Annotated in this window: 30 protein-coding genes and 2 pseudogenes; 1 reads left to right on the top strand and 31 read right to left on the bottom strand. The window is 52.7% G+C overall.

Going from position 1 to position 18,223, the window contains the following annotated elements:
• The first annotated feature begins 182 nt into the window (after nucleotides 1-182).
• Nucleotides 183-1,181: a porphobilinogen synthase gene (gene hemB / locus GH657_RS02570; protein ID WP_153099231.1), complete on the top strand. Its 999-nt coding sequence runs from the start codon at nucleotides 183-185 to the stop codon at nucleotides 1,179-1,181.
• 90 nt (nucleotides 1,182-1,271) lie between these two features.
• On the opposite strand, the gene dsbD is transcribed toward hemB, so the two are convergent.
• The 31 genes and pseudogenes from dsbD to rpsJ all read right to left on the bottom strand — a co-directional run bounded on the left by dsbD (nucleotide 1,272) and on the right by rpsJ (nucleotide 18,198).
• Nucleotides 1,272-3,098 (bottom strand): protein-disulfide reductase DsbD, encoded by a 1,827-nt coding sequence (gene dsbD / locus GH657_RS02565; protein ID WP_153101602.1) that lies wholly within the window; start codon nucleotides 3,096-3,098, stop codon nucleotides 1,272-1,274.
• A complete protein-coding gene (gene cutA / locus GH657_RS02560) occupies nucleotides 3,091-3,417 on the bottom strand; it encodes a divalent-cation tolerance protein CutA (RefSeq protein WP_153101603.1) in 327 nt (108 codons plus the stop codon). The genes dsbD and cutA overlap by 8 nt, the downstream gene beginning before the upstream one ends.
• A 140-nt stretch (nucleotides 3,418-3,557) precedes the next feature.
• A complete protein-coding gene (gene rplQ, locus GH657_RS02555) occupies nucleotides 3,558-3,953 on the bottom strand; it encodes a 50S ribosomal protein L17 (protein WP_153099230.1) in 396 nt (131 codons plus the stop codon).
• A 141-nt stretch (nucleotides 3,954-4,094) separates the two neighbouring features.
• Nucleotides 4,095-5,072 carry a DNA-directed RNA polymerase subunit alpha gene (locus GH657_RS02550; protein ID WP_153099229.1) on the bottom strand — a complete coding sequence of 326 codons (978 nt, stop codon included), beginning with the start codon at nucleotides 5,070-5,072 and terminating at the stop codon, nucleotides 4,095-4,097.
• A 120-nt stretch (nucleotides 5,073-5,192) separates the two neighbouring features.
• A complete protein-coding gene (rpsD, locus tag GH657_RS02545) occupies nucleotides 5,193-5,816 on the bottom strand; it encodes a 30S ribosomal protein S4 (RefSeq protein ID WP_153099228.1) in 624 nt (207 codons plus the stop codon).
• A gap of 147 nt (nucleotides 5,817-5,963) precedes the next feature.
• A complete protein-coding gene (gene rpsK, locus GH657_RS02540; RefSeq protein ID WP_153074423.1) occupies nucleotides 5,964-6,368 on the bottom strand; it encodes a 30S ribosomal protein S11 in 405 nt (134 codons plus the stop codon).
• 28 nt (nucleotides 6,369-6,396) lie between these two features.
• Entirely contained in the window at nucleotides 6,397-6,762 is a 366-nt protein-coding gene (gene rpsM, locus GH657_RS02535) for a 30S ribosomal protein S13 (protein ID WP_153099227.1), read from the bottom strand.
• Nucleotides 6,763-6,803: 41 nt separating this feature from the next.
• Nucleotides 6,804-6,920, bottom strand: a complete 117-nt coding sequence (rpmJ, locus tag GH657_RS02530; protein ID WP_004199844.1) for a 50S ribosomal protein L36 — start codon at nucleotides 6,918-6,920, stop codon at nucleotides 6,804-6,806.
• Between the two features lie 20 nt (nucleotides 6,921-6,940).
• A pseudogene (locus GH657_RS17955) lies at nucleotides 6,941-7,076 on the bottom strand (S1 domain-containing protein); the annotation flags it as partial.
• Nucleotides 7,077-7,163: 87 nt separating this feature from the next.
• Nucleotides 7,164-8,510, bottom strand: a complete 1,347-nt coding sequence (gene secY, locus GH657_RS02525) for a preprotein translocase subunit SecY (RefSeq protein WP_153099226.1) — start codon at nucleotides 8,508-8,510, stop codon at nucleotides 7,164-7,166.
• A gap of 46 nt (nucleotides 8,511-8,556) precedes the next feature.
• Nucleotides 8,557-8,991 (bottom strand): 50S ribosomal protein L15, encoded by a 435-nt coding sequence (rplO, locus tag GH657_RS02520; RefSeq protein WP_153099225.1) that lies wholly within the window; start codon nucleotides 8,989-8,991, stop codon nucleotides 8,557-8,559.
• A gap of 29 nt (nucleotides 8,992-9,020) precedes the next feature.
• A complete protein-coding gene (rpmD, locus tag GH657_RS02515; protein WP_153099224.1) occupies nucleotides 9,021-9,203 on the bottom strand; it encodes a 50S ribosomal protein L30 in 183 nt (60 codons plus the stop codon).
• A 15-nt stretch (nucleotides 9,204-9,218) separates the two neighbouring features.
• Nucleotides 9,219-9,737 carry a 30S ribosomal protein S5 gene (rpsE, locus tag GH657_RS02510; protein WP_153074418.1) on the bottom strand — a complete coding sequence of 173 codons (519 nt, stop codon included), beginning with the start codon at nucleotides 9,735-9,737 and terminating at the stop codon, nucleotides 9,219-9,221.
• Between the two features lie 14 nt (nucleotides 9,738-9,751).
• Complete coding sequence (gene rplR, locus GH657_RS02505; protein ID WP_153099223.1) at nucleotides 9,752-10,117, bottom strand: 50S ribosomal protein L18; 366 nt, start codon at nucleotides 10,115-10,117, stop codon at nucleotides 9,752-9,754.
• A gap of 12 nt (nucleotides 10,118-10,129) precedes the next feature.
• Nucleotides 10,130-10,660, bottom strand: a complete 531-nt coding sequence (gene rplF / locus GH657_RS02500) for a 50S ribosomal protein L6 (RefSeq protein WP_153099222.1) — start codon at nucleotides 10,658-10,660, stop codon at nucleotides 10,130-10,132.
• A 20-nt stretch (nucleotides 10,661-10,680) separates the two neighbouring features.
• Nucleotides 10,681-11,076 (bottom strand): 30S ribosomal protein S8, encoded by a 396-nt coding sequence (gene rpsH, locus GH657_RS02495; RefSeq protein ID WP_153099221.1) that lies wholly within the window; start codon nucleotides 11,074-11,076, stop codon nucleotides 10,681-10,683.
• Nucleotides 11,077-11,090: 14 nt separating this feature from the next.
• Nucleotides 11,091-11,396: a 30S ribosomal protein S14 gene (gene rpsN, locus GH657_RS02490; RefSeq protein ID WP_153099220.1), complete on the bottom strand. Its 306-nt coding sequence runs from the start codon at nucleotides 11,394-11,396 to the stop codon at nucleotides 11,091-11,093.
• A 7-nt stretch (nucleotides 11,397-11,403) separates the two neighbouring features.
• On the bottom strand, nucleotides 11,404-11,943 hold the full coding sequence (gene rplE, locus GH657_RS02485; RefSeq protein ID WP_153099219.1) for a 50S ribosomal protein L5: 540 nt from the start codon (nucleotides 11,941-11,943) through the stop codon (nucleotides 11,404-11,406).
• Between the two features lie 16 nt (nucleotides 11,944-11,959).
• Nucleotides 11,960-12,267: pseudogene (rplX, locus tag GH657_RS02480) on the bottom strand (50S ribosomal protein L24).
• 9 nt (nucleotides 12,268-12,276) lie between these two features.
• Nucleotides 12,277-12,645, bottom strand: coding sequence for a 50S ribosomal protein L14 (rplN, locus tag GH657_RS02475; RefSeq protein WP_006052212.1), 369 nt, complete (start codon nucleotides 12,643-12,645; stop codon nucleotides 12,277-12,279).
• A 289-nt stretch (nucleotides 12,646-12,934) separates the two neighbouring features.
• A complete protein-coding gene (gene rpsQ / locus GH657_RS02470) occupies nucleotides 12,935-13,207 on the bottom strand; it encodes a 30S ribosomal protein S17 (protein WP_153099218.1) in 273 nt (90 codons plus the stop codon).
• Nucleotides 13,204-13,398, bottom strand: coding sequence for a 50S ribosomal protein L29 (rpmC, locus tag GH657_RS02465; RefSeq protein WP_007180130.1), 195 nt, complete (start codon nucleotides 13,396-13,398; stop codon nucleotides 13,204-13,206). The genes rpsQ and rpmC overlap by 4 nt, the downstream gene beginning before the upstream one ends.
• Before the next feature lie 10 nt (nucleotides 13,399-13,408).
• Nucleotides 13,409-13,825: a 50S ribosomal protein L16 gene (gene rplP, locus GH657_RS02460; RefSeq protein ID WP_153099217.1), complete on the bottom strand. Its 417-nt coding sequence runs from the start codon at nucleotides 13,823-13,825 to the stop codon at nucleotides 13,409-13,411.
• A 2-nt stretch (nucleotides 13,826-13,827) separates the two neighbouring features.
• Nucleotides 13,828-14,634 carry a 30S ribosomal protein S3 gene (gene rpsC, locus GH657_RS02455; RefSeq protein WP_153099216.1) on the bottom strand — a complete coding sequence of 269 codons (807 nt, stop codon included), beginning with the start codon at nucleotides 14,632-14,634 and terminating at the stop codon, nucleotides 13,828-13,830.
• Nucleotides 14,635-14,645: 11 nt separating this feature from the next.
• Nucleotides 14,646-14,975 carry a 50S ribosomal protein L22 gene (gene rplV / locus GH657_RS02450; RefSeq protein WP_153074407.1) on the bottom strand — a complete coding sequence of 110 codons (330 nt, stop codon included), beginning with the start codon at nucleotides 14,973-14,975 and terminating at the stop codon, nucleotides 14,646-14,648.
• 12 nt (nucleotides 14,976-14,987) lie between these two features.
• Nucleotides 14,988-15,263 (bottom strand): 30S ribosomal protein S19, encoded by a 276-nt coding sequence (rpsS, locus tag GH657_RS02445; RefSeq protein WP_042623627.1) that lies wholly within the window; start codon nucleotides 15,261-15,263, stop codon nucleotides 14,988-14,990.
• Between the two features lie 10 nt (nucleotides 15,264-15,273).
• Nucleotides 15,274-16,101, bottom strand: coding sequence for a 50S ribosomal protein L2 (rplB, locus tag GH657_RS02440; protein WP_153099215.1), 828 nt, complete (start codon nucleotides 16,099-16,101; stop codon nucleotides 15,274-15,276).
• 2 nt (nucleotides 16,102-16,103) lie between these two features.
• A complete protein-coding gene (rplW, locus tag GH657_RS02435) occupies nucleotides 16,104-16,418 on the bottom strand; it encodes a 50S ribosomal protein L23 (RefSeq protein WP_153099214.1) in 315 nt (104 codons plus the stop codon).
• Nucleotides 16,415-17,035, bottom strand: a complete 621-nt coding sequence (gene rplD, locus GH657_RS02430; RefSeq protein WP_153099213.1) for a 50S ribosomal protein L4 — start codon at nucleotides 17,033-17,035, stop codon at nucleotides 16,415-16,417. The genes rplW and rplD overlap by 4 nt, the downstream gene beginning before the upstream one ends.
• Entirely contained in the window at nucleotides 17,035-17,694 is a 660-nt protein-coding gene (gene rplC / locus GH657_RS02425) for a 50S ribosomal protein L3 (RefSeq protein ID WP_153099212.1), read from the bottom strand. The genes rplD and rplC overlap by 1 nt, the downstream gene beginning before the upstream one ends.
• A 186-nt stretch (nucleotides 17,695-17,880) precedes the next feature.
• Nucleotides 17,881-18,198 (bottom strand): 30S ribosomal protein S10, encoded by a 318-nt coding sequence (rpsJ, locus tag GH657_RS02420; RefSeq protein ID WP_153099211.1) that lies wholly within the window; start codon nucleotides 18,196-18,198, stop codon nucleotides 17,881-17,883.
• Between the last annotated feature and the right edge of the window lie 25 nt (nucleotides 18,199-18,223).

Raw genomic sequence — 18,223 nt, 5'->3', positions numbered from 1 at the left:
AAACCCGCCGTTAATGACGGCGGGCAAACAGCCTAATCGAAACCGACAGGCACCCGCTCAGGGAGGAGAAGCGGGGAGGTTAGCGCAGAGCGCCTTGCTCGGACGGTATGATATACCATCGTCCTGAAAGGTTTTTACCGTTCAGGGGCAGGCCTGCTTCCACCACCTCTACCCTATTTAATATGAGCATTTACCCCCATTACCGTCCTCGCCGCATGCGCCGTGACGATTTCTCGCGTCGCCTGATGCGCGAAAACATCCTGACCACCAACGACCTGATTTATCCCGTATTTATCACTGAAGGCGTGAACACGCGGCAAGCTGTGCCTTCAATGCCTGGAGTCGAGCGGCTTTCCGTTGATCTGTTGCTTGGCGTAGCCGAGCAATGTCTGGAACTGGGCGTGCCCGTTCTATCGCTTTTCCCCGTTATTGACCCCTCGTTGAAAACCCCCGATGGCCGTGAAGCGACCCGCGCAGAAGGCTTGGTCCCGCGTGCGGTACGAGAGCTGAAAAAGCGCTTTCCGGATCTCGGGGTGCTCACCGACGTGGCGCTCGATCCCTATACGAGCCACGGCCAGGATGGCGTCCTCGACGAAGCCGGTTATGTGATTAACGATGAAACCGTCGAAATTCTGGTTGAGCAAGCACGCGTGCAAGCGCAAGCCGGTGTCGATATCGTGGCACCGTCTGACATGATGGATGGACGTATCGGTGCAATCCGGGAAATGCTGGAGAGCGAAGACTACATTCACACGAAAATCATGGCCTATTCGGCCAAATTTGCCTCGGCGTTCTATGGCCCGTTCCGCGATGCGGTCGGTTCTGCGACGAATCTTGGCAAAAGCAACAAGATGACCTACCAGATGGATCCCGCCAACTCCGACGAAGCGCTACGCGAAGTACGTGCTGACATCGAGGAAGGCGCCGATATGGTGATGGTTAAACCAGGCATGCCGTATCTGGATATCGTGCGCCGGGTCAAAGACGAATTCCGTTTTCCAACGTATGTGTATCAGGTAAGCGGTGAATACGCGATGCTCAAGGCCGCAGCGCAAAATGGCTGGCTGGATCACGACAAGGCGATGATGGAATCGTTGCTGGCATTCCGCAGAGCCGGGGCGGATGGCATTTTGACTTACTTCGCGCTTGATGCAGCACGTATCTTGCGCGCACAAAAATAAACGTCATTTGCTTTCTGTAGCAGCGCACGAAAAACGGAGGCATGCCTCCGTTTTTTTCAGACTCCCGGCAAAAACCCAGCTTGTACTCGATCAAGCGCCACCAGCACGCTCGAGACTGCGCAAAAACTTGTCCGCCGATTCGTACCCCACGACACGAACAAGTTCTTTTCCTTCACGATCAAAAAAAATAATACCTGGCGGCCCAAATAACCTGAAACGCTTGAGAAGCATCTGATCATCGGCATTGTTCGCTGTCACATCAGCACGCAACAAATTAAAAGACTTAAGCCGTGCAGTCACGCGCGGATCAGAGAAGGTGAATTTTTCCATCTCCTTGCAACTCACGCACCAGTCCGCGTAGAAATCGAGCATCACGGGTTTGGAAGAAGCCGCCAGCGCCTGATCGAGCTTCGCGGATGAAGGGACGGGTGCAAACGATAACGCGTCATGAGCAGCCGCACCAGGCGTAGCGGGCATGCCCCCCCGTGTCGCAGCAAATACCGCTAGCGGACGCAAGGGATCCACTGAACCTCCCGCTATCCCTATCAGTATCAATCCAGCCCAGATGGCACATGTCACGCCAACGCCACGTGCGAGACGACGCCAGATCGAACTACCGCTAACAAGCGGCGATAGTAATCCCAGACCAACCGCGGCCACCAGCAGCCACAACGCACCCAGCAACATCTGCGCCGTCGCGCTGATCACAGGCCAGACGATCCAGAATGCGGCGGCAAGCAACATCACACCAAAGAACACCTTCACGCCGTTCATCCAGGCCCCTGCGCGCGGCAACAATGAACCGGCCCCCAGCCCAATCAGCAATAACGGAATACCCAGGCCGATCCCCATGGCAAAGAGCGCGGCGCCCCCAAGCAGCGCGCTTCCTGTATGAGCAATAAACGCGAGTACAGCAAACAGGGGGGCCGTCATGCAGGCGCCGACCACCAGTGCGGAAAGCGCACCCATCAGCGCAACGGCGACAAATTTGCCGCCCGAAAAGCGTGAAGACGAACGAGAGACACTGTCTTGCCAACGGCCAGGCAGGGAAATATCAACACCGCCGATTAACGTCAACGCAAACGCGGCCAACAGCACACCGAATGCGCCCAGCACCCAGGGGTTCTGCAACCATGCACCGAGACTTTGGCCAACTATGGCGGCCGCGATACCCAGCGCCGTATAAACCAGCGCCATACCGATGACATATGACAGCGATAACGCAAACCCGCGCAACCGGGTCACGCGTGCCCCTTCGCCAATGATGATGGCAGAGAGAATCGGGATCATCGGATACGAGCATGGCAAAAGGCTCAGCACAATCCCTGCGAGAAAATACAAACCGATAATGCCGAGAAAACTTCCGCCTTGAAGCAGGGACTGCGCATAATCCAGGCTGGTCGCACGCTCATACCAAGGCGCAGACTCCATAGCTCCGGCCACTCCGACCGCTGACGATGGCATACCGCTTGCCCGATAAACATGTTCAGCAGGTGGATAACAAATACCCGCGTCCGCACATCCTTGCGATGTAACAACGAGATCGAATGGTCCTGAAGCTTGTTCAACGGGAACATGGATGCTGACCTCATGACGGTAGGTTTCGACCTCTTTCTGGAACGTCTGATCAAACTTGACTTTTCCTGGCGGCAATTGCGGCGCGCCGATCCTGGCAGTGCCATTGCGAACGCCGAAGACAAACCGCTCGCGGTACATGTAATACCCATCCGCGATCTTGAAATGGATATCTATGCCACCGCCTTGCTCTTGAGCACTGAATTTGAACGCATCCGCCGGGTTGAGAAAATCATCAGCTACCGCATGATTGATCGTGAACAGGGCAAGAGCAAGGGAGGCAAGCAGCAACGCGGCACGCCAGCGCGCAGTATGCATGTAGCAGGAAAGTCGATTAAACATGAAGAAGAGGCTGAGTTTCAGCGAGAACCCACCGGCCATAAGCATCGGAAGCCAACGCCGACCATTGAAGGAGCTCGGGGGTGCTATAAGGATGCTGCGCAAGAATAAAACGCTCAAGCTCCAGCGCACGTACAGCACTAGTTTTGAATAGCAATGGGATTTCGTCGGCAGTTTCGATCTTGCCCTGCCAGTGATAACTAGACCGGCTGGCACCCAGACGGGTCACACAAGCGGCAAGACGTGCCGACAACACGGCGGATGTCAGGTTTTGTGCCGACTCGTCGTCGGGTAGCGTCGTCAAAATCAGCGTTATAGTCATCATCACCCTGACATTGCCCCACTAAAAATGGCATCCGTGCCATCCTAACATCGCGCTGGAATGCTTACTTTCCACCGTGATAAAAAAAGCCAGATCAAAGCTAACGCTTTGATCTGGCTTTTTCAAACAACAAAAACCGCTTATTCGGCTTCGCTGACGTTTTCTTCTTCAGCGACTTCCGGGCGATCAAGCAATTCGACCAGTGCCATTGGCGCATTATCGCCAACACGGAAACCAAACTTCAAAACACGCAGATAACCGCCAGGACGCGTAGCAAAACGGGGGCCGAGCACTTCAAAAAGCTTCGTTACCGAATCACGGTCACGCAAACGATTGAATGCCAGACGGCGGTTTGCCAGCGACGGTTTTTTACCCAGCGTGATAAGAGGCTCAACCACTTTGCGAAGCTCTTTAGCCTTCGGCAACGTTGTCTTGATCACTTCATGCTGGATCAGCGAATTGGACATATTACGGAGCATTGCCAGACGGTGGCTGCTCGTGCGGTTCAGTTTCCGCAAACCATGACGGTGACGCATTTTAGCTTCCTTGATTCAAAGTTTTGGTCCAGCTCTTCTATCGCATCCTGTATGGACACACGGGCCGGTATAAAAAAGTACGCCGCGGATCTTAAAGCAAAATCCGCGTCTTTGCTACCTGGTACTACGACGCTGCGCTGTTTACTTGTCGAGACCGGCTGGTGGCCAGTTTTCGAGCTTCATGCCCAAGGTCAAGCCACGAGAAGCCAGCACTTCCTTGATCTCATTCAACGACTTCCGGCCAAGATTCGGTGTCTTCAGCAACTCGTTTTCAGTGCGCTGGATCAAATCGCCGATATAGTAAATATTTTCGGCTTTAAGGCAATTGGCTGAACGGACCGTCAACTCCAGATCATCCACCGGACGCAACAGGATCGGATCGATCTGTGGTGCACGCGACGGCGCTTCTGCCATTGCTTCCGTACCTTCCAGCGCCGCGAATACCGACAACTGGTCGACCAGAATACGCGCCGACTGACGAATCGCTTCCTCTGGTGAAATCACACCATTGGTTTCAATATTCATCACGAGCTTGTCAAGGTCAGTACGCTGTTCAACCCGTGCGCTTTCAACTGCATAGCTCACACGACGAACCGGCGAAAACGATGCATCAAGCACAATCCGGCCAATGATCTTGCCTGCATCCTCACCATACTGGCGAACATTACCAGGCACATAACCACGACCTTTTTCTACCTTGATCTGCACGTCAAGGCTACCGCCTTTTGACAGATGCGCGATGACGTGATCTGGATTGATGACTTCACAATCGTGAGCCAGCTCAATATCACGTGCCGTTACCACGCCTTCCCCATCTTTACGCAACGAAACCGTGACTTCGTCACGGTTATGCAGCTTGAACACCACCCCTTTCAGGTTTAGTAGCAGATTGACAACATCTTCCTGCACACCATCGAGCGTTGAATATTCATGAACCACACCAGCAATCGTTACTTCTGTCGGCGCATAACCCAGCATCGAAGACAACAATACCCGCCGAAGCGCATTTCCCAACGTATGGCCATAACCACGTTCAAACGGTTCCATGACCACTTTCGCGTGGCTCTCGCCGAGCATTTCAACAGCGATAATCTTCGGTTTCAACAAACTGGTTTGCATAGGGTTTCCTTTCCAATACCCTCGGCTCGTTACACCGATAAGGCTGACCGGCAACAACCTGAAAATAAACAGCCGAAATGACCTTTTGCAGAGTAACAGGTACTTCGGCTGTCAATCCGATTAGCGCGAATACAATTCGACGATCAGGCTTTCATTAATATCGCCAGCGATGTCGCTGCGTTCCGGCATTTGTTTGTATGTACCTTCAAACTTCTTGGCATCAACCGATACCCAGCTTGCCAAACCACCCTGCTCAGCCAACGACAGCGCTTCCAGAATACGAGCCTGTTTCTTGGCTTGCTCGCGGATAGAAACAATATCGCCTGCCTTCACTTGTGCCGAAGGAATGTTTGTCACTACGCCATTCAACGTAATTGCTTTGTGGCTTACAAGCTGACGCGCTTCAGCACGTGTGGAAGCAAAACCCATACGGTATACAACGTTGTCCAGACGGGATTCCAGCAATTGCAGCAGGTTTTCACCTGTGTTGCCTTTGAGGCGGTCGGCATCAGCAAAATAGCGGCGGAACTGACGCTCCAGAACACCATAGATGCGCTTAACCTTTTGCTTTTCACGCAACTGCGTACCGTAATCGGATGTGCGTGCACCGGAAGTCCGGCCATGCTGACCAGGCTTGCTATCCAGCTTGCATTTATCAGCGAGTGAGCGACGAGCGCTCTTCAGGAAAAGGTCGGTACCTTCCCGACGGGAAAGCTTGGCTTTCGGGCCTGTATAGCGTGCCACGTTGCATTCCTTCTAAATTAATCACGTGAATATAATTCACGCTAGTTCACACCCCACAGGGGTAAACGGTGGGCTTAATTGAATCTATAACGCACGCAACCTGCTATCGCCCAAAGCGACAACAGGTGCGATGCAAAAAACAACGACTTAGATACGGCGACGCTTTGACGGGCGGCAACCGTTATGTGGAACTGGCGTTACATCAGAGATCGCGGTGATCTTGATGCCAAGACCATGAAGCGCCCGAACGGCAGATTCACGGCCAGGGCCTGGGCCCTTGATACGAACCTCAAGGTTCTTCACACCATACTCCATTGCCACCCGGCCGGCCGATTCAGCGGCGACCTGTGCTGCGAATGGTGTCGATTTACGTGACCCCTTGAATCCCTGACCACCCGACGTCGCCCAAGCAAGCGCATTGCCTTGACGGTCAGTGATCGTGATAATGGTGTTGTTAAACGACGCATGAACGTGAACTACGCCCTCCGCGACATTCTTTTTAACCTTCTTGCGAACGCGTTGCGCCGCAGAATTATTCGAAGCCTTAGCCATTACATTTTCCTGTAACTGTCAGTTCCGCTTACTTCTTCAACGATTGTGCTGCACGACGCGGACCCTTCCGAGTACGGGCATTTGTACGCGTACGCTGCCCACGGAGGGGTAAGCCTTTGCGATGCCGCACACCACGATAGCAACCGAGATCCATCAGGCGTTTAATATTCATCGTAGTTTCACGACGTAAATCGCCTTCCACGATGAACTTGCCGACTTCTTCACGCAGCTTTTCGAGGTCTGCGTCGTTCAGGTCTTTGACCTTTTTCGAAAATGCCACACCAGCAGCAACGCAAATGCCGCGTGAGCGCGTGCGACCAATACCGTAAATAGCCATCAGGCCAATTTCAGTATGCTGGTGATTCGGGATATTAACCCCTGCGATACGAGCCATTGTTTTTCCTCAAACAAAAAGCGCTAGCAAAAGCGCGGCTTTCAGCCTTGACGCTGTTTGTGGCGCGGATCAGAGCTGCAAATCACCCGCACAACGCCTTTGCGCTTGATGATCTTACAATTGCGGCAAATGCGCTTAACCGATGCCATCACTTTCATGATATTACCCTTTTTTCAAATCACTTCGCCCGGAACACGATCCGCGCACGCGACAAATCGTAGGGCGTGAGCTCAATCGTTACTATCGTCCAGCAAGACGCGGCTACAGCGCACCCGCATCTTACCGGATATGTGTTCCAGTCCCACATGACCGTCTTGACTATAAAACTTAAACAGCCAAGTCAGACAAATTTACGATGACGCTCCCAGCACTTGAACAACGCCACCTTGCCCACACCCCGCTTACCGCGTTGGAACATTGCCACCTTTGAAGTTAGCCTTCTTCAGCAGCGACTCATACTGTTGCGACATGACGTACGACTGTACTTGCGCCATGAAATCCATCGTGACAACCACAATAATGAGTAGTGACGTTCCACCGAAATAAAACGGCACATTCCAGCGCAGCACCAAAAATTCGGGCAGCAAGCAAACAAAAACGATGTAAATAGCGCCAGCAAGCGTGAGGCGAGTCAAAATACGATCAATATATCGTGCAGTCTGATCACCCGGCCGGATACCTGGAACAAATGCACCGCTTTTCTTCAGGTTGTCCGCAGTTTCCCTGCTGTTAAACACCAATGCGGTGTAGAAAAAACAGAAAAACACGATAGCTAACGCGTACAACAAAACATAGACTGGCTGCCCTGGCTTAAGTGCCTCCGCTACGTTGTGCAACGTATCTGAAAGCCAGCCGGACCGCTCGCCGGAACTAAACCAGCTTAAAAGCGTTGCCGGGAACAAAATAATCGACGATGCGAAGATCGGTGGAATCACCCCCGACATATTCAATTTCAACGGCAGATGGGATGATTGGCCACCGTAAATTTTGTTTCCAACCTGACGTTTCGCATAATTCACAAGAATTTTGCGCTGGCCGCGCTCGATGAACACCACCAGATACGTCACTGCTGCAATCAAGAACACCACGAAGATCGCAGAGACCGGCCCCATCGAACCCGTTCTGACCAGCTCAAACAAACCACCAATCGCATTAGGAAAACCAGCTGCTATTCCGCCAAAAATGATGATCGAAATACCATTACCTAATCCGCGCTCAGTAATCTGTTCACCCAGCCACATCAAAAACATCGTTCCTGTCACAAGCGTGACAACCGTCGTCAACCTGAAGACCAATCCTGCATCAGTAACCAGGCCGGGCTGATTTTCCAGTGCCACCGCGATGCCAAATGCCTGAAACGTAGCAAGCAACACGGTAAATACACGCGTGTATTGCGTAATTTTTCGCTGTCCGGCTTGCCCTTCTTTCTTTAGCGCTTCCAGTTGCGGCGAAACAATCGTCAACAACTGCATGATGATCGACGCCGAAATATACGGCATGATCCCAAGCGCAAAAATTGTGAACCGAGAGAGAGCGCCGCCCGAAAACATGTTGAACATACCGAGAATGCCGCCGGCCTGACTTTGAAACAACTTTGCAAGCTGCTCCGGATCAATGCCGGGGACCGGAATGTGCGCGCCTATACGGTAAACAATCAAGGCCAAAAGCAAAAAGATCGCCCGCCGACGCAAGTCGGCAAACTTCCCCCCACTTCGGGCTGGCTTCACAAGACTCGGGGTGTTGGCCAAGTACTTTCTCCGATACCAATACTAATAACGACAAATAGCTTGAACGTTATTCAGAAAAAGAACCACCCGCTGCCTCAATCGCAGCACGTGCACCTTTAGTTGCGCCTAGTCCCTTCACAACGACTTTACGCTTCAGCTCACCCGTTGCGATGATTTTTGCACTTTTGATCAACTCACCGACCAAACCAGCCTGCTTCAATGCGAGCAAGTCAATTTCGTCAACTGGCAGTTTCTCTAAATCAGAAAGTCTCACCTCACCTACAAATTCGCGGGTCAGCGAGGTAAAACCACGTTTTGGCAAGCGGCGTTGCAAAGGCATCTGACCGCCTTCAAAGCCGACCTTATGAAAACCGCCTGAGCGTGATTTCTGCCCTTTATGGCCTCGGCCCGCAGTCTTGCCCAAGCCAGAGCCAATTCCACGGCCTACACGACGCTTGGCGTGCTTTGCACCTTTAGCAGGCTTAAGGTTATTCAATTCCATTATCAACTCCTTGAGTCCTGATTAGACGCTTAGCTGATGACCTTAACGAGGTATGAAACCTTGTTGATCATTCCGCGCACGGACGGTGTGTCTTGCAACACGCTAATTGAGTTGACACGACGCAAACCCAAACCGAGGATCGTCGCCCGATGCGACTCACGCGTTCCAATCAAGCTTTTAACGAGCTGAATCTTGACAGTTTTATCAGACATGGTGACCACCTGGGCTTAGCCCAAAATATCTTCGACGGACTTGCCACGCTTCGCTGCGATATCGCCCGGCGTAGATTGCTTGCGCAGCCCATCGAGCGTTGCACGAACGAGGTTGTAAGGGTTTGTCGAACCGTGGCTTTTAGCCACGACGTTTTGCACACCCATTACATCAAACACTGCGCGCATTGGACCACCGGCAATCACACCAGTACCATCTTTCGCCGGAGCGAGAAGAACCATGGATGCGCCGTGCTTACCATGCACTTCGTGTTGAAGCGTACCGTTTTTAAGAGGCACCTTAAACATATTGCGACGAGCTTGTTCCATTGCTTTCTGAACCGCAACAGGAACTTCTTTCGCTTTACCCTTGCCCATACCAACGCGGCCATCACCGTCACCCACTACGGTCAGGGCAGCAAAACCGAGAATTCGGCCACCCTTAACCACTTTGGTCACGCGATTAACTGCGATCATCTTTTCACGAAGGCCGTCGTCGCGTTCGTCAGCCTGAACTTTCGCTTGCATCTTTGCCATGACGAATTCTTCCCTTAGAACTTAAGTCCGGCTTCGCGCGCCGCATCGGCCAGCGCTTTAATGCGGCCGTGGTAACGAAAACCCGAACGGTCAAAGGCGACGGATTCAATGCCGGCAGCCTTAGCTTTTTCTGCAATACGCTTACCGACCACAATCGCAGCGGCTACGTTACCGCCCTTACCCGTTTTGTCAGCAAGTTCGGCACGCACTTCAGCTTCAAGCGTAGAGGCACTAGCGAGTACTTTCGTACCGCACGGCGAAAACACCTGCGCGTAAATGTGCGTATTTGTCCGATGCACAGCAAGGCGAGCAACTTGCAACTCAGCGATCTTGATCCGTGTCTGACGAGCGCGGCGCAGGCGAGATTGGTTCTTATCCATGTTTGCGCACCTTTACTTCTTCTTCGTTTCTTTGAGGGTCACAACCTCGTTGGCATACCGCACACCCTTGCCTTTATATGGCTCCGGTGGACGATAGCCTCGGATTTCCGCCGAGACTTGACCAACTTGTTGCTTACTGATGCCCTTGATCACGATCTCGGTCTGCGACGGGGTTTCGGCCTTGATGCCTTCCGGCATCTGGTGCACCACAGGGTGCGAGAAACCCAGCGACAAATTCAGCTTGTCGCCCTGTGCTTGCGCGCGGTAGCCAACCCCAACTAGCATTAGCTTCCGCTCAAAGCCTTTCGTCACACCGCGCACCATGTTCGCAACCAGCGCGCGCATCGTGCCCGACATCGCATTTGCCTCGCGGCTTTCATCAGCCGGTTCAAAGGTCAGCGTGCCGTTCTCGTTCTTGATAATTACAAGAGGATTTGCATCTTGCGAAATCGTACCCAGTGGCCCCTTTATGACAATCTTGCCGTCAACCAGGGTCACTTCTGCGCCTTCTAGCGCTACCGGGCTTTTACCTACTCGAGACATGTTTCTCTCTCCTTTCGGCTTTAAGCGACGTAGCAGATGACTTCGCCGCCAACGCCTGTAGCGCGTGCCTTGCGATCTGTCATCACGCCTTTCGGTGTAGACACAATTGCCACGCCAAGGCCATTCATGACCTGTGGAATGTCGTTGTGACCGCGATAAACCCGGAGACCTGGCTTTGAAACGCGTTCAATGCGTTCAATCACAGGACGTCCAGCGTAGTATTTCAATACAATCTTTAACTCAGATTTCGCACCTTCAGTTACTACCGCGAAATCATCTATATAGCCTTCGTCCTTAAGGACTTGCGCAATCGCAACCTTGACTTTCGACGAGGGCATCGCTACCGAAGCTTTCTCAACCATCTGCGCATTGCGGATGCGAGTCAGCATATCGGCGATAGGATCACTCATGCTCATTTACGTTTCTCCTATTACCAGCTCGCCTTGGTCAGGCCAGGGATTTCGCCGCGAAATGCGATCTCACGAATTTTATTTCGTGCCAGTCCAAATTTACGGAACGTGCCACGTGGGCGACCGGTTATCGCACAGCGATTACGCTTGCGGGTTGGATTCGAATTACGCGGCAGCTGCTGCAATTCCAGACGAGCGGCATAACGCTCTTCATCCGATTTGCTCGCGTCATCAATAACCGCTTTCAGCTCAGCCCGCTTGGGTGCGTACTTAGCAGCAAGGCGTGCACGCTTCTTTTCACGTTCGATCAGTGCCAGTTTAGCCACGGTAACCTCAGTTTCTGAACGGGAATTTGAAGCTGGCGAGCAGAGCCTTTGCTTCGTCGTCAGTCTTCGCAGTAGTCGTAATGCTGATATTCAGCCCACGCAATGCGTCGATTTTGTCGTAATCGATTTCGGGGAAAATAATCTGCTCTTTCACACCGATGTTGTAATTACCTCGACCATCGAATGCACGACCTGATACACCACGGAAGTCACGCACACGAGGCAGCGCAACTGTCACAAAGCGATCCAGAAATTCGTACATTGCCCGACCGCGCAAGGTAACCATCGAACCAATCGGATAGCCCTGGCGAATCTTAAAACCAGCAATGGCCTTGCGAGCCTTTGTAATTACCGGCTTTTGTCCGGCGATTTTGGTCAGATCACCAACAGCGTTTTCGATGATTTTTTTGTCAGCGACAGCCTCACCAAGACCCATATTCAGAGTGATCTTGGTAATGCGCGGCACTTCCATTACAGACTTGTATCCGAACTTTTCTACGAGGCCGGGCACAACCGTTTCTTTGTAAAATTCTTGCAGACGAGCCATTTTTTACTCCGCAGCGTCAGGCGCTCAGCTCAGCACCAGTCGTCTTAAGAAAACGAACCTTCCGCTCCCCCTCGACCTTGATGCCTACACGCGACGCCTTGCCATTCGCGTCAACCAATGCGACGTTCGAAATATGCAACGGCATCGTCTTGGCTTCCACACCCCCGTTGTACCTTTCATCGGGTTCGGCTTCACGTGCTTCTTAACGAGGTTAATACCCTCGACAGTCACACGCTCATCACCAACGGACAGCACAATGCCGCGCTTGCCTTTATCTTTACCGGTGGTGACAATTACTTCGTCACCTTTACGAATTTTGTTCATCTCGACTCCTCACAGCACTTCCGGTGCCAGCGAAACGATCTTCATAAATCGTTCACTACGCAACTCACGCGTGACCGGCCCGAAAATCCGGGTGCCGATAGGCTCAAGCTTGGCATTCAACAATACAGCGGCATTGCCATCAAATTTGATCAGCGAGCCATCCTGGCGGCGAACGCCCTTAGCGGTGCGAACCACTACAGCATTGTAAATTTCGCCTTTTTTCACGCGCCCGCGCGGCGTTGCCTCTTTCACGGTGACTTTAATAATGTCGCCGATGCTGGCATAACGACGCTTCGAGCCGCCGAGCACCTTGATGCACATTACTTCGCGTGCACCCGTGTTATCGGCCACTTCAAGCCGAGTTTCGGTCTGGATCATGGTTTATCTTTCCCAACTTAATCCGGCTGTACCACCATGGCACGCCCGGTCAGTCTTGGTCCCGTCAGCCTGTCAGCTGCTTGGGTTAGAACAGCAGCGACGGCAAACGAAACCCGCCATCGCATCCGGTGAATCTTTCGGAGCAGGCTGGCGCCCGCCCCGCTTCCCCCACCAACTTCGCCCGCGACGGGGCTCCCACAAAGAGGGAAGACCGAGATTATAACAAATAATCTCGGCCCTGCAAGCAAAACATACTTCTACTTCGATTTATATCTACTACAGCGCGACATTAAATGACGCGCGCGGCCTCAAGCAGACGCGACACAATCCATGCTTTCGTCTTTGAAATCGGACGAGTTTCCTGGATTTCAACAAGGTCACCCTCGTTGAACGAGTTTGCGTCGTCATGCGCATGGTATTTCTTCGACCGCACAACATACTTTCCATAAATCGGGTGCTTGACCCGATGCTCAACCAGCACGGTGACCGTCTTGTCCATCTTGTTGCTGACGACCTTGCCGACCAGCGTCCGCTTGAGCGAGGTTTTCACGCTATCGTTCATTTCTGGTTCGCCTTCTCAGTCAGGACGGTCCGCACGCGAGCGATATCACGACGAACCTTCTTCAGCTGGCTCGTGTTAGTGAGCTGCTGCGTCGCGAGTTGCATGCGCAGACCGAATTGCGCCTTCAACAGGTCCGACAGCTCCTTGTTGAGCGCGGCCTGATCTTTCTGGTGAAGTTCGGAAGCCTTCATCATCTACTCCTTAGGCACCGAGCTGGCGCACGATGAAGCTCGTCTTAAGCGGCAGCTTCGCTGCAGCCAGACGGAACGCTTCGCGTGCCAGCTCTTCGGTTACGCCGTCCATTTCGTACAGCATCTTACCTGGTTGAATCTCTGCGACGTAGTACTCTGGATTACCCTTACCATTACCCATACGAACTTCCGCCGGCTTTTGTGAGATTGGCTTATCCGGGAATATGCGAATCCAGATTCGACCGCCACGTTTAATATGACGAGTCATCGCACGACGCGCTGATTCGATCTGACGCGCGGTAAGACGGCCACGACCGATAGCCTTCAAACCGAATTCACCAAACGACACCGCGTTACCGCGGGTGGCGATTCCAGTATTACGGCCCTTTTGCTCTTTGCGATACTTTCTGCGTTTCGGTTGCAGCATCGTTATTCTCCAGTCTTCCCGTCATTACCGGCACCGCCAGCACGACGAGGAGCACCACGGCGAGCACCTGCAGGAGCTCCGCCTTCGCCATCACGGCGCGGACGACGGTCACCGCCTGGACGGGCGTTACGGCGCGGACGTTTCTCTTCAGCGACCTCTTCTACAGCCGGCGCATCATTGCGGCCAAGGGTATCACCCTTGTAAACCCACACTTTCACGCCAATAATACCGTAGGTCGTCTTCGCTTCCGAAGTTGCGTAATCAATATCGGCACGCAGCGTGTGAAGTGGTACGCGACCTTCGCGATACCATTCAGTACGAGCAATTTCGATACCATTCAAACGGCCAGCGCTCATAATCTTGATACCCTGAGCGCCCAATCGCATGGCATTTTGCATTGCCCGCTTCATCGCACGGCGGAACATGATACGACGCTCGAGTTGCTGGGTAATCGAATCAGCAATCAGTTGCGCATCGGTTTCCGGCTTACGGATTTCTTCGATGTTGACGTGAACTGGAACGCCCATCCGACGCTGCAATTCTGACTTCAACAACTCAATGTCCTCGCCCTTCTTACCGATAACCACACCCGGACGCGAGCTATAAATCGTAATACGCGCGTTCTTTGCAGGACGCTCAATCACGACTCGACCCACCGAGGCATTTTTCAGCTTTTTCTTCAGATACTCACGAACACCGATGTCTTCCTGCAGCATTCCCGCAAAATTGGTGTTGTTCGCGTACCAACGTGATGCCCAATTGCGGCTGACGGCCAAACGGAAGCCAGTCGGATGAATTTTTTGTCCCATCGTATGGCCCCTTAATTCCCGACCGTCACAGTGATGTGACAGGATTGCTTCTCAATGCGGTTACCACGGCCTTTAGCGCGCGCAGTAAAACGCTTGAGCGATGCCGCCTTATCAATATAAATGCTCGTAATTTTGAGCTCATCGATATCGGCGCCTTCGTTATGCTCCGCATTCGCAATTGCCGACAGCACGACTTTTTTCACGATTCCCGCAGCCTTCTTCGGCGAGAACGTTAAAACGTTCAGCGCCTTGTCGACTGGCAAACCACGGATCAGGTCAGCCACAAGGCGCGTTTTTTGCGCCGAGATGCGGGCACCGCGATGAATTGCTTTCACTTCCATCTTGATAGCCCCTTATTTCTTGGCCTTCTTGTCGGCTGCATGACCCTTAAACGTCCGGGTCAATGCAAACTCGCCAAGCTTATGGCCGACCATGTTTTCCGAGATATATACCGGAACGTGTTGACGGCCGTTATGCACAGCGATCGTCAAACCAATAAAATCGGGCAGGATCGTTGAACGACGCGACCAGGTTTTGATTGGCTTCTTGTCACGTGTTGCTGCAGCCGCCTCAACTTTCTTCAGCAAATGGGCGTCGCAGAACGGACCTTTTTTTACAGAACGTGCCATTGCCTACTCCTTAACGCTTGTGACGGCGCTGAACGATCATCGTCGTTGTGCGCTTATTGCTACGGGTGCGATAACCCTTCGCAGGCGTACCCCAAGGGCTGACAGGATCACGCCCTGCTGCCGTCTTGCCTTCACCACCACCGTGCGGGTGATCAACCGGGTTCATGGCAACGCCGCGAACTGTCGGGCGAATACCGCGCCAGCGATTTGCGCCAGCCTTACCGATCTGACGCAGGCTGTGCTCTTCGTTACCCACTTCACCGATGGTTGCACGGCATTCGATGTGTACACGGCGAATTTCGCCAGAACGCAACCGAACCTGAGCGTAAGTACCTTCACGAGCCAGCAACATTGCCGAAGTACCCGCTGAGCGGGCAATTTGCGCACCCTTGCCTGGCAGCATTTCGATGCAGTGGATCGTTGTACCAACCGGAATATTCCGGATAGGCAACGCATTACCAGAACGAATCGGCGCTTCCGAACCGGACATCAACGGCTGACCAACAACAGCGCCCTTTGGAGCGATGATGTAACGGCGCTCGCCATCAGCGTACAGAACCAGTGCAATGTTCGCACTACGGTTTGGATCGTACTCAAGGCGCTCGATCTTTGCCGGAATACCATCTTTAATACGGCGAAAATCAATCATGCGGTAGTGCTGCTTATGACCACCGCCTTTATGGCGCGTCGTAATATGACCATTATTGTTACGGCCAGCAGTCACGCTTTGCGGCGATACCAGAGCAGCAAAAGGCTTGCCTTTATGCAGCTCCTTGTTCACCACCTTGACCATCGCACGGCGACCCGGCGATGTCGGTTTAACTTTAACGATTGCCATGATTACTTGGCCTCCGCTTCAAAGTTGATTTCCTGACCAGGCTTAAGACACACATAAGCCTTTTTAACGTCTTTACGCTTACCCATGAAGCGACCAAAACGCTTGGCCTTACCCTTAGCAACCAGGACGTTGACCGAATCAACTTCCACCTTGAACAAAAGCTCAACCGCTGCTTTTACTTCATGCTTGGTAGCATCCGGGGCAACTTCGAATACAACCTGCTCATTTTTGTCTGCTACGAGTGTCGCCTTTTCGGAGATCACTGGCGCGAGCAGCACTTGCATCAAACGATGATCGTTCTTGCGAATCTCGCTCATGACAGCAACTCCTCGATCTGGGCGACAGCAGCCTTCGTGATCAAGATCTTCTTGAAATAGATCAGCGAGAGCGGGTCGGCATAGCGCGGCTCGACAACTGCCACGTGGGCGAGATTGCGCGACGCGAGGTACAGGTTTTCATCAACCGTATCGGTAATAACCAACACGGATTCGAGACCCATTGCCTTAAATTTTTCAGCCAACAATTTCGTTTTAGGCGCTTCGAGCGTCAATTCGTCCACGATCGAAATACGACCTTCGCGGGCCAACTGGGAAAAGATCGAGCAGAGACCTGCGCGATGCATCTTCTTGTTAACCTTGTGCGAGAAATTTTCTTCTGGCGAATTCGGGAAAATCCGACCACCGCCACGCCACAATGGGCTTGACGACATACCAGCACGGGCGCGGCCCGTACCTTTTTGCCGCCACGGCTTTTTGGTCGTGTGCTTGACCTGCTCACGATCTTTTTGTGCACGATTACCGCTACGGGCATTGGCTTGATAAGCAACCACAACCTGATGAATCAGGGCTTCATTGTAGTCACGACCAAACACGACGTCCGAGGCACTCACCGCCGAGCCTTCCTGACCATTCGCATTAAGGAGCTTAAGTTCCATTATTTCGCTCCTTTTACAGCACGCGTCTTCACAGCCGGCGTCACAAAAACCTTGCCGCCCTTGGCACCAGGAATAGCACCCTTGATAAACAAGAGTTTGCGATCAGCATCAATACGGGCGATTACCAGATTTTGAACTGTCACCGTTACGTCACCCATGTGACCAGTCATGCGCTTACCAGGAAACACGCGGCCTGGATCTTGCGCCATACCGATCGAGCCCGGCACGTTGTGCGAACGCGAATTACCGTGCGATGCACGACCAGACGCGAAGTTATAACGCTTGATCGTACCAGCGTAGCCCTTACCAATAGACGTGCCTTGCACGTCAATCTTCTGGCCTACTTCGAAAAGATCGATATCGATGACAGCGCCATTCGACAGCTCAGCGGCCTTGGCTGCATCGATCTGGAATTCCTTGAGGATTTCACCGGCTTCAACACCAGCTTTGGCGAGATGACCTGCCAATGGCTTACGCACGCGCGAGCGGCGGCGCTTACCAAATGCAACCTGAACGGCTATGTAGCCGTCGGTTTCAACAGTCTTGATTTGCGTCACGCGGTTGTCGGACACGTCTAGTACGGTAACGGGGATTGAGTCCCCTTCAGCCGTAAAAATACGGGTCATGCCAACCTTGCGACCTACAAGTCCAAGGCTCATCGTTTTCTCCATTCCCAACTGCGATTGGTCGGGGCTAATTTACAAAATGCCGAAGCCACCACTTGGCAAGCATCGGCTTTTTTGCGCAAATGCGCGAAAAGCCTTGCATTATAGCCAGGCCTTTCGTTTTTCGCAAGCAATCAATAACTTAGCAATGACATCCATGAATGCACTGCCAGACAAGGGTTACTGCAGCTTGATTTCGACATCAACGCCAGCGGGAAGATCCAGCTTCATCAAGGCATCAACGGTTTTGTCCGTCGGATCGACGATGTCAATCAGGCGCAAATGCGTACGAATTTCGAGCTGGTCGCGTGAAGTTTTATTCACGTGCGGCGAGCGCAAAATATCGAAACGTTGAATACGGGTAGGAAGTGGTACCGGGCCACGAATAATCGCGCCAGTCCGTTTAGCCGTCTCGACAATCTCAGCAGCCGATTGATCGATCAATTTGTAGTCAAACGCTTTTAGGCGAATGCGAATTTTTTGCTGTTGCTGCTGCATGGACATTCCTTAAAAAGAGCGAGGC

It is taken from the genome of Paraburkholderia hayleyella (genome assembly GCF_009455685.1).
In the GTDB taxonomy this organism is placed as follows: Bacteria; Pseudomonadota; Gammaproteobacteria; order Burkholderiales; family Burkholderiaceae; genus Paraburkholderia; species Paraburkholderia hayleyella.
The sequence above is the reverse complement of the archived record's forward strand: the minus strand, read 5'-3'. Positions and strand labels throughout refer to the sequence as shown.